Origin of the sequence: Micromonospora sp. NPDC000442 (assembly GCF_042898635.1) — a bacterium.
In the GTDB taxonomy this organism is placed as follows: domain Bacteria; phylum Actinomycetota; class Actinomycetes; order Mycobacteriales; family Micromonosporaceae; genus Micromonospora.
The window spans coordinates 118002-128575 of sequence record NZ_JBIAYZ010000014.1; the positions used below are offsets into that span (position 1 = coordinate 118002).

Below are 10574 nucleotides of genomic sequence, written 5' to 3' on the forward strand. Positions count from 1 at the left end.
TGTTACACCTCGCCGCCGTGGAGGAAAGTTGATCGAGATTCGCTACGGTTCGCAGGTCTGCGGCGAGCTGACCAGTGCCGCCAGCCGCGAGTGGCTGGTGCCCGACGGCCTCGGCGGGTACGCCATGGGCACCGTCGCCGGTCTGCGCACCCGCCGCTACCACGGGCTGCTGGTGATCCCGGGTGAAACCCCGGCCTCCCGCAAGGTGGGACTGGTCAGCCTCGATCCGGCCGTGCTGCTGCCATCTGGTGCCCGGGTGCGCCTGGGCGCGCACGAGTGGGCCTCCGGCGATGTGGACCCGCGCGGCTTCGAGCTGCTGGAACGCTTCGACCTGACCGACGGGCTGCCACGCTGGCGGTGGCGGGTCGGCGATGTGGTGATCGAGCGGGAGCTGGCCATGCTGCCCGGCCGGTCCTGCGTGGCGATGGTGCACCGGCTGGTCAGCGGTGGTCCGGTCGAGCTGGAGCTGGCCGCCGCCTGCACCTGGCGGGACGCGCACGGCGAGCGACGCGGCGACGGGCCGCCGCTGCGGATGGACCCGGTCGACGGCGGCGCGGTGATCGAGGAGGCGTACCGGCTGGCCGGGCCCGGCTGGTCACCGCAGGGCCACTGGTGGCGGGGCGTGTACCACCGCGAGGAGGCGGCGCGGGGCCTGCACCCGGAGGAGGACCTGTGGTACGCGGGCCAGTTCCACGACACCCTGCACCGCCCCGGCGACACGCTGTCGGTGCTGGCCTGGGCCACGGACCTGGAGCAGGAACCGCCGCCGGGCCCGCAGGTGGTGGCGGCGGCGCGGCAACGCAACCGGCAGGTGGTCGCGGCGGCCAGGCCGGCCGACGCGGTCGAGGCGACCCTGGCGCTCGCCGCCGACGCGTTCGTCGTACGGACCGCCACCGGACCGGACGTGGTGGCCGGTTACCCGTGGTTCGGCGCCTGGTCACGAGACACGATGATCTCGTACGAGGGGCTTTTCCTGCGCACCGGCCGGGCCGACCTCGGTCGTGAGCTGCTGCGCTCGTACGCGGCGACGCTGTCGGAGGGGATGCTGGCCAACACCGCCGACACCGGACGGGTCGAGTACAACACCGTCGACGGCACGTTGTGGTTCCTGCACGCGGTCAGCCGGCACGTCACCGTCACCGGTGACACCGACCTCGGCGACCAGCTGCTGCCGGCGCTGCGCGCGGTGATCGACGCCCACATGGCCGGTACCCGGTACGGCATCGCCGTCGACCCGGCCGACGGGCTGCTCACCTGCGGTGCCCCCGGTGCCGCGCTGACCTGGATGGACGCCCGGGTGTACGGGGTGCCGGTCACCCCGCGGCACGGCAAGCCGGTCGAGGTCAACGCCCTGTGGATCAACGGGGTGGCCGGCGTCGCAGAACTAGCCGAACTGGCCGGGCAGGACGCCGACGGGCTGCACCGGCTGCACGAGCGGGCGGTCAAGGCGTTCCGGGACCGGTTTCCCACCCCGGCCGGCTGGCTGCACGACGTGGTCGACGCGCCCGCGCCGGCGTACCCGCTCGGTGGTGCGGCCCACCACGACGACGATCTGCTGCGCCCCAACCAGCTGCTGGCCTGGTCGTTGCCGTTCGCGCCGATGAAGCCGGATGCTCCGGCGCTGGGGCACCTCGGCGCCGGGCTGCTCACCCCGCTCGGCCCGCGCAGCCTCTCCCCCGACTGTCCCGGCTTCCTCGGCCGGCACCGGGGCGGGCCGGCCGAGCGGGACACCGCGTACCACCAGGGCACGGTCTGGCCGTGGCTGATCGGCCCGTACGCCGACGCCGTCCGGCGGGCCGGTCTGCCGGTCGACGACCTGTTCACCGGCCTGGAGGCGCACCTGAGCGAGTACGGCCTCGGCTCGGTGAGCGAGACCGCCGACGGTACGGCCCCGCACACCGCCACCGGGTGTCCCTTCCAGGCGTGGTCGGTCGCGGAGCTGCTGCGCGTCCGCCGGTAGCGCTTTACACCCCCGCAACGGTTACGTCTCCGCTGGTTAGCCAGGTACGACCAGGATTGGTCCCGATCCGGCCGCAACGCGAACGCCACCCGTCAGGGGGCTTCCCAGGGGTGCGCGGAGACAACTCAAAGGGGGCGCGTATGTCACCGAACGCCGACGTGATCGACATCAACCCCGCACGCTCGCAGCGGGTGTTGATGCTGTCGTGGGAGTACCCACCCGTCCTCGTCGGCGGTCTCGGCCGACACGTGCACGCCCTGTCGGTGGCGCTGGCAGCCGCCGGTCACCAGGTCACCGTCGTCACCCGCCACACCGACGGCGCACCGCTGGAGGAATACGTCGACGGCGTCCGCATCATCCGCGCCGCCGAAGACCCCGTCACCTTCCCCCTCGCCACCGACTCACTACTGGCCTGGACCATGGCCTTCAACCACACCCTCACCCGCGCCGCCCTGCGAGCAGCCGCCACCGACACCTACGACATCATCCACGCCCACGACTGGCTCGTCGCCCACACCGCCATCACCCTGCGCGACCACCTCGACCTCCCCCTCGTCACCACCATCCACGCCACCGAAGCCGGCCGACACCAAGGCTGGCTCCCCGAAGACATGAACCGCACCATCCACGGCGTCGAACACTGGCTCAGCAACGCCTCGAACCGGGTCATCGCCTGCTCCGGCTACATGCGCGATCAGGTCATCACGCTGTTCGACACCCCCGGGCACCGCGTCGACGTGGTGCCCAACGGCGTCGACGACCGGGCCTGGCGGGCCCGGCCCCGCGCGGTCGCCTCGGCCCGCGCCCGCTTCGCCGGCGACGGGCCGCTGGTCGGGTACGCCGGTCGACTGGTCTACGAGAAGGGCGTGCAGCACCTGGTCGACGCCGTGCCGAAGCTACGCGCGCGGCATCCCGGGCTGCGGGTGCTGATCGCCGGGGACGGACCCTACCGGGGTGAGTTGGAGGACCGGAGCCGTCAGCTCGGGCTCGCCGACACCGTGCGCTTCGCCGGTTTCCTCGACAACACCCAGTTGCCGGCGGTGCTCGGTGCCACCGATGCGACTGTCGTGCCGAGCCTCTACGAACCCTTCGGCATGGTGGCGTTGGAGGCCGCCGCGGCCGGGGCACCACTGGCCGTGGCCCGCACCGGCGGGCTCGCCGAGATCGTCGAACCGGGCGTCACCGGCGTCACCTTCCCGCACAGCGACCCGTCGGCGCTGGCCGGTGCCGTGGGTCAGCTCCTCGGCGACGAGGTCTTCGCCCGCCGGGTCGCCCGGCAGGCACGCAGCATGGTCGGCCGACGGTACGGCTGGGCCACCATCGCCGCCCGCACCGCCGACACGTACGCCGCCGCCCGCCGCGAGCACACCGCGCCGCAGCCCCGGCGCATCACCGCCGAGCTGCCCGCGTGCCGGCAGACGATCGCCATCCCGGACGGCAACCTCCTCACGGTCGGAGGAGCCGCCTCCTGAATGGCTGCGTCGGATAGGTGATTCCCGATCCGCTGGCTAGGGTCTGTGTCGAGGTCCGCGGTCCGACCGTGGACCTCGACCAGACCCTAGGGGTGTACGCCGGACCACGGCGGATGGGAGAGATGTGCGAGCGGTGATCGCCGGCCGGTACCGGCTGCTCGATCTGGTCGGGCGCGGCGGGATGGGGACGGTCTGGCGGGCCGAGGACGAGCTGCTGCACCGCCAGGTGGCGATCAAGCAGGTGGTGCTGCCGGCCTGGCTCGGCGGCGACGAGTTGGACCAGTCGCGGGCCCGCACGCTGCGTGAGGCGCGTACCGCGGCGCGGCTCAACCACCCCAACGTGGTCCGCGTCTACGACGTGGTCTCCGAGGCCGACGAGCCGTGGATCGTGATGGAGTACGTGCCGTCGCGCACCCTCCAGGACCTCCTCGACGCCGACGGGCCGCTGTCGCCGCAGCGGGCCGCTCGGATCGGTCTGGCGCTGCTGGACGCGCTGCGGGCGGCGCACCACGCCGGGGTGCTGCACCGCGACGTCAAGCCGGCGAACGTGCTCGTCGCCGACGACGGGCGGGTGCTGCTGACCGACTTCGGGTTGGCCGTGTTCGACGGTGGCGATCAGACGATGACCAGGCCCGGCACCATCCTGGGCTCGCCGCAGTACGTCGCCCCGGAGCGGGCCGCCGAGGGGGTGTCCAGTGAACGCGCCGACCTCTGGTCGCTCGGCGCCACGCTGCACGCCGCCGTCGAGGGACGCGCCCCGTACGCCCGCAGCACCGCCATGGCGACGCTGAGCGCGCTGGCCTCCGCACCACCGGACCCGGCACCGCACGCCGGCCCGCTGTCGGCGGTGCTGGCCGGGCTGCTGCGCCGCGACCCCGCGCACCGCACCGACCACGCCGAGACGCGCCGCCGACTGCTGGCCGCGGCCGGTCCCGACCCGGCCGACGAACCCGACCGGTCCGGTGAGGACACTGCTCCCCTGACCACGACCGGATCGTCTCCCGCCGGCACCGCCGCGTCCATCGAGGCTGCTGACGCTCCGGCGATGACCGCCGGCTCGCCCCGCAGGGAGCCGACCCGGCACCCGAGCGCCGACGAGGCGACCCGGCCGTCAGCCGGGCACGACCCGGATCAGACCGGCGGGGACGGCCCGGACCGGACCGGCGGGTCACCGCCACCGACCGCGCCCGCCGGCACCCCGGCGGCGATGCCGGGAACCGGGCAGCGCCGGGAGCCGGTGGCCCGGTCCTGGGCACTGGCGGGGGTCGCCGTGCTGGTCGCCATGGCGGCCGGGATCGGCACCGCACTCACGGTGGTCGGCACCGGCGCGGACCAACCCGACCCGGGGACGCAAAGCCCACAGTCGTACGACGTGGGCGCGCCAGGGCCCGGCGGCTCGTTCCCGCGCGACGGGCGACGCCCGCCCGGCCCGCCGCCGGGCGGCGTCATTCCCCCGCCGCTGCCCTGCGTACGGCCGTGGGTCGACGGTGTCTCGCTGCGCACCGCAGCGCCCCGGCCCGGCGACGGTTTCCGGCCGCCCGCCGGGTGGGTGTGGCATGCCGACGCCGGCGGATTCCAGGTGGCGTTGCCGGCCGACTGGCGGCACTCCCGCGACGACGACGTGGCCTGCTTCCAGGATCCGGCCACCGGTCGCGCGTTCACCGTCGCGGACAGCGCCGACGTCACCACCGAACCGGCCGCCCGGCTCCGGGCGGTGCGGGACCGGGAACTGGCCGACGGCACCCTGCCCGGCTACCAGGAGTTCCACCTCGGCCGGGTCGGCGACGCCATCGAGTGGGAGTTCGGGTGGTTGACGCCGCACGGTGACCGGCTGCGCGCCACGCAGATCGTGCCGGATCCGACGCGGGGCCGTTCCTGGACGTTGGGTTGGATCACACGCGAACACGACTGGGCAGCCGCGGCGAGCGAGCTGGCGACCGTCCGGCTCAGCTTCCGACCGTAGGCCGCGTTGAGACATGCCCTGGCAGACGGCCTCGCGGGACGCCGTTAGTCTCGGACCGTGGAACCGGACCGGCACGACGACACCGACCAGCTGCGAGTCTCCGACCGGGAACGGGAGGAGGTCGTGGAGCTGCTCGGCAAGGCCACGGCCGAGGGCCGGCTGACCCTCGACGAGTACTCCGAGCGGGCCGGCGTCGCCCACGCCGCACAGACCCGCGGCGAACTGGCCCGGGTGACCAGGGACCTGCCCGACGCGACGGCCCGCCCTGCGGCCGGCGCGCTCGCCCCCGCCCCGGAGAAGCTGCTGGCCGTCTTCGGTAACGAGGTACGCAAGGGCGCGTGGCCGGTACCGGAGCGCATCGAGGCCCGAGCGGTCTTCGGTGACTGCCGGATCGAGCTGCACGAGGCCCGGCTGCCCGGGCGGGTGACCCGGATCGACGCCGAGGCTATCTTCGGCAACGTCACGATCGTCGTGGCGGAGGGCACCGATGTCCGGCTCACCGGCAGCGCGATCTTCGGTAGCAAGCAGTCCAAGCTCAGTGGCCCTGTCGCGGCGGGCGCACCGGTGATCGAGGTGCACTGCCGGGCGATCTTCGGGGACGTGACCGTCCGCGCGCCCCGCAAACGCTTGTGGTGACCACGCCCGTCCCATGCCCGACAGATCGGGCCGGCCGACCGTAACACGCTGCCATACTCCCTGGTGGTCGGCCCGGTCCACCGACCAGCTCCGAACGCTGTCTAAAGTAGACGTGGCGGGTGGTCCCCCTGCGGCGTCGCCGCGAACTACAGTGGCGTAGTTTTGGCGCTCAAGATCCCTGGGGAGGGCGAGCCGAGATGATGGGACCGTCGCACGCGCTGTCTGGCGCGGCGGTATGGCTGAGCGGGTCCTGGGCGCTACAGCACTTCTACGACTACGAGCAGTCGCCGTTGGCGTTGGCCGTCGGCACCGCCGTCTGCGCCGGTGGAGCGCTGCTGCCCGATCTCGATCTGTCCGGCAAGGTCACCCGCAACCAGGGTGGCGCGACCGTGGCCCGCACGTTCGGCGTCTTCTCGCTGTTCATCGCCGAGGTGGTGGAGAAGGTCTCGCTGGGCGTCTACTACGCCACCAAGCTCAGCCGCGATCCCAAGCGCAGCAACGGCCACCGCACCCTCACCCACACCATCCCGTTCACGGTGCTGGTGGGTTGGGGTACGACCACGCTGTGCGCGCGGTACGGCAAGTGGGCGGTCATCGGCATCCTGTTCTTCATGATCGGCCTCGCCCTGCGCGGCCTGTTCGACGAGTGGGCCGAGCGCGCGGGCTGGGTCATCGTCACCCTGGTCTCGGCCGGTGCGGCCATGTTCACCGCCGCGAACCTGCCCGGCGACCGGGGCTATCCGATGATCGGACTGGCCGTCGGCGTGGGCTGTTTCGTGCATATCATCGGTGACATGATCACCCGGGCCGGCGTACCGATTCTCTGGCCGATTCCGATCAAGCGCCGGATGTGGACACCGATCAGCCTGCCCGACAAGATCGCCCTGCGGGCCGGCGGCAAGACCGAGATCGTCGTGGTCCGCACCGCACTGACAATCGTGTCCGTGCTGGCCGCGGTCGGGCTGGTCGCTCCCTCGGTACTACAGAAGTTCAACCTCGACCTGTGAGTGTCGAGGCCGTCGACCCGGCGATCGTGGCCGCCGACGCGGCGGTGCCACGATTCTGGCAGGGGCTCGGCCTGCCCGGCCTGGCCGACGTGCACGTGCACTTCCTGCCGCCGAGGCTGCGCCGCCGGGTGTGGGAGTACTTCGAATCGGCGGGCCCGCTGGTGGGGCTGGAGTGGCCGATCCGGTACCGGTGGAGCGACGCCGAACGCGTCGACCACCTCCGTCGGCTGGGGGTACGGGCGTTCAGCGCGCTCGCGTACGCCCACCGCCCCGGCATGGCCGAGCAGTTGAACCGGTGGACGCTGGACTTCGCGCGCGACACCCCCGGATGCCTGCCGTCGGCCACCTTCTTCCCCGAGCCGGCAGCGGCACGCTACGTCGCCGAGGCGATCGACGCCGGCGCCCGGGTGTTCAAGGTGCACCTTCAGGTGGGTGGTTTCGCACCCACCGACCCGGCGTTGGCCCAGGCGTGGGGCCTGCTCACCGAGGCCGGCGTGCCGGTGGTCGTGCATGCCGGGCACGCGCCGGTGGGCACCGCACACACCGGGCCGGACCCGTTCGCCGCGCTGCTCGCCCGGCACCCACGGCTGCCCGCGATCGTCGCCCACCTTGGCGCCCCGGACTATTCCGCCTTCCTGGATCTCGCCGAGCGCCACGATCGGGTGCGGCTGGACACCACCATGGCGTTCACCCCGTTCCTCGACCAGTTCGTGCCCTTCCCGACCGAGGAGCTGCCGCGACTGCGGGAGCTGGGGCTGGCCGGGAAGGTGCTGCTGGGCAGCGACTTCCCCAACATCCCCTACCCGTACGCCGACCAGTTGACCGGTCTGGCCCGGCTCGACCTGGGCGACGACTGGCTGCGGACGGTCTGCTGGCAGGCCGCCGCGGACCTGTTCGACCTGCCCGCGCACTGATCGAGCGGGATCCGACCTCAGTTCGTCACCGCCTATTGACGTGGTCGTAACACCTGACCTACCTTCTGTCGAACCGCCTAGTCGAAGCGCTTCGACAACGCCCCGGGCGTACCGCGAGGAGGTGCCGGATGGCCACCATGCAGGACGTCGCGCGTCGCGCCCAGGTCTCGGTCAGCACCGTGTCGTACGTGCTCACCGGCACCCGACCGATCTCCCAGGCCACCCGGGACAAGGTCCTCGCCGCCATGGCCGAGCTGGACTACCAGCCCAACGCCCTGGCCCGCGGGCTGGCCAGCCGGCGCAGCCGGATCCTCGGGCTGCTGCTGCCGATGGACGAGCGCGGCATCGGCGCCACCGAGACCGCCTTCGTCACCGGCGCGACCGCCGCCGCCGTGGCCGCCGGCTACCACCTGGTGCTCTCCCCGATCGGCGTCGGCGACCTCGACGAGCTGCGCCGACTGGCCAGCCAGCGGATCCTCGACGGCGCGCTGCTGATGGAGGTCCAACTGCACGACCCCCGGGTGGACGTGCTGCGCGAGGCGGGCGTGCCGACGGTACTGATCGGGCGCACCGAGGACCCGACCGGCCTGTCGTACGTCGACATCGACTTCGACCGCACCGTCCGCGCGGCGGTCGACCACCTGGTCGGCCTGGGCCACCGCCGCATCGTCTACGTCAACCACTCGGCCGACACCATCGCCGAGGGTTACGGCCCGGCCCTGCGCACCCGTGACTCGTTCACCGCCGCGATGACCGAGCACGGCCTGGCACCGCTGATGATCCCCGCCGAGGACAGCGCCGCCAGTGGTCGAGCGGCGCTGGCCACCGCGCTGCGAAAGGCGCCCGACCTCACCGCCGTGCTGGCGATGAACGAAAGTGCCGTCTTCGGGCTGCTCGGCGAGTTGTCCACCCGGGGGCTGGGGGTGCCCGACGACGTGTCCGTCGTCTCGATGGTCACCTCTCCGCAGGTCGCCGAGCTGGCCACGCCCGCGTTGACCGCGATGACGTCGCCCGGCTCGGCGCTGGGGCGCATCGCGGTGCAGACGCTGCTGCGGCACGTCGAGGGCGGCGACGGGGAGATCCACCAGGAACTGCTGCCGTGTGTGCTGGAGGTCCGCGGTTCCAGCGGCCCGCCACGTACGCCGGCGGCCAGCACCACCGACCCGGGGCCGGCCGACGACCGGTCGTCCCCGAGTACCGAAGCAGCCCGCCGCCGCGCTGCCACGCGACGACGGGCTTGAAGGAGTACCGGCTCGATACTCACCAGGGAGACTAGCAATGCGACGATTCCGTAGCGTAGCCGTGGCCGCCACGGTCGCGGTGCTCGCGGCGACCAGCCTGGCGGCCTGCGGCGACGACGGTGGCGACAGCGAGGCAAACGTCCTCAAGCTCTGGCACTACGAGAGCGCCAACAGCGCCATGGGCATCGCCTGGGACCGGGCGATCGAGATCTTCAAGGAAGAGCACGAGGGCGTCGAGGTGCGCTTCGAACGTAAGGCGTTCGAGCAGATCCAGCAGAACGCCGGCATGATCATCAACTCGTCCGAGGGGCCGGACGTGATGGAGTACAACAAGGGCAACGCGACCGCCGGGCTGCTCTCCTCGCAGGGCCTGCTCACCGACCTCACCGAGGAGGCGACCGAGCGCGGCTGGGACACCGCGCTCAGTCCCAGCCTCCAGACCACGGCCAGGTACGACAACGGCGTCATGGGCTCCGGCAACTGGTACGGCGTGCCCAACTACGGCGAGTACGTGATGGTCTACTACAACAAGGACCTCTTCGCCGAGCACGGGGTCACGGTGCCGACGACGCTGGCCGAGATGACCGTGGCGATGGACACCTTCGTCGCCAAGGGCGTCACGCCGCTGGGCATGTCCGGCGCCGAGTACCCGGCCGGGCAGCTCTTCTACCAGCTCGCCCTCTCCCGGGCCGACCGGGCCTTCGTCGACAACTACCAGCTCTACGCCAACCCGGTGGACTTCACCGCCGACCCGCTCAAGTACGGCGCCGAGACCTTCGCCGAGTGGGTCGACAAGGGCTACATCGCCAAGGACTCCGCCAGCCTCAAGGCCGAGGACATGGGTACCGGTTTCATCTCCGGCAAGACACCGATGATCGTCTCCGGCAGCTGGTGGTTCGGCCGCTTCAAGAGCGAGATCTCCTTCGACTGGGACACCTTCCTCTTCCCCGGCAACACCCTGCACGCCGGCTCGTCGGGCAACCTGTGGGTGGTCCCGGAGACGAGCAAGGCCAAGAGCCTGGCGTACGACTTCATCGACATCACCATGCGACCGGAGATCCAGGCGTTGATCGGCAACAACGGCGGCGTGCCGGTGGCCAGCGACCCGGCCACGATCAACGACCCGAAGGACCGCAAGCTGATCGAGGACTTCAACACGGTCAGCTCCCAGGACGGCCTGGCCTTCTACCCGGACTGGCCGGTCCCGGGCTACTACGACGTGCTGGTCTCCGGCTTCCAGGGCCTGATCAACCAGTCCAGGTCGCCCGCGCAGGTCCTCGACGCGATCGCCGAGCCGTACCAGGACGGCGTCGCGGAGATCAAGCGCGACTGACGGCGGCCGGGGCAGGCGCGACGTCCGGCGCGCCTGCCCCACCCTGGA

At 72.1% G+C, this 10574-nt stretch carries 8 protein-coding genes; all 8 read left to right on the forward strand.

Translation table 11 applies throughout. The features are described from left to right. Positions 1-28 precede the first annotated feature (28 nt). On the forward strand, positions 29-1960 hold the full coding sequence (locus tag ACFY2A_RS21955) for an amylo-alpha-1,6-glucosidase (RefSeq protein ID WP_387174121.1): 1932 nt from the start codon (positions 29-31) through the stop codon (positions 1958-1960). A gap of 140 nt (positions 1961-2100) precedes the next feature. Next, positions 2101-3432, forward strand: coding sequence for a glycosyltransferase family 4 protein (locus ACFY2A_RS21960; RefSeq protein WP_387174123.1), 1332 nt, complete (start codon positions 2101-2103; stop codon positions 3430-3432). Between the two features lie 133 nt (positions 3433-3565). Continuing rightward, complete coding sequence (locus ACFY2A_RS21965) at positions 3566-5395, forward strand: protein kinase (protein WP_387174125.1); 1830 nt, start codon at positions 3566-3568, stop codon at positions 5393-5395. Positions 5396-5452: 57 nt separating this feature from the next. Further along, the gene (locus ACFY2A_RS21970; RefSeq protein WP_387174127.1) at positions 5453-6031 is read left to right on the forward strand and encodes a DUF1707 domain-containing protein; all 579 of its coding nucleotides are present in this window, start codon (positions 5453-5455) and stop codon (positions 6029-6031) included. 197 nt (positions 6032-6228) lie between these two features. After that, on the forward strand, positions 6229-7038 hold the full coding sequence (locus tag ACFY2A_RS21975) for a metal-dependent hydrolase (RefSeq protein WP_363924056.1): 810 nt from the start codon (positions 6229-6231) through the stop codon (positions 7036-7038). Next, complete coding sequence (locus ACFY2A_RS21980) at positions 7035-7952, forward strand: amidohydrolase family protein (RefSeq protein ID WP_387174129.1); 918 nt, start codon at positions 7035-7037, stop codon at positions 7950-7952. Before ACFY2A_RS21975 ends, ACFY2A_RS21980 begins: the two co-directional genes overlap by 4 nt. 128 nt (positions 7953-8080) lie before the next feature. Beyond that, complete coding sequence (locus ACFY2A_RS21985) at positions 8081-9193, forward strand: LacI family DNA-binding transcriptional regulator (protein WP_387174132.1); 1113 nt, start codon at positions 8081-8083, stop codon at positions 9191-9193. Positions 9194-9230: 37 nt separating this feature from the next. Then, positions 9231-10526 (forward strand): ABC transporter substrate-binding protein, encoded by a 1296-nt coding sequence (locus ACFY2A_RS21990; protein ID WP_387174134.1) that lies wholly within the window; start codon positions 9231-9233, stop codon positions 10524-10526. Positions 10527-10574 lie beyond the last annotated feature (48 nt).

Coding starts and splice junctions, on each gene's coding strand:
- ACFY2A_RS21960 (WP_387174123.1), top strand. CDS start 2,101: ATGTCACCGAACGCCGACGTGATCGACATCAACCCCGCACGCTCGCAG.
- ACFY2A_RS21975 (WP_363924056.1), top strand. CDS start 6,229: ATGATGGGACCGTCGCACGCGCTGTCTGGCGCGGCGGTATGGCTGAGC.
- ACFY2A_RS21985 (WP_387174132.1), top strand. CDS start 8,081: ATGGCCACCATGCAGGACGTCGCGCGTCGCGCCCAGGTCTCGGTCAGC.
- ACFY2A_RS21990 (WP_387174134.1), top strand. CDS start 9,231: ATGCGACGATTCCGTAGCGTAGCCGTGGCCGCCACGGTCGCGGTGCTC.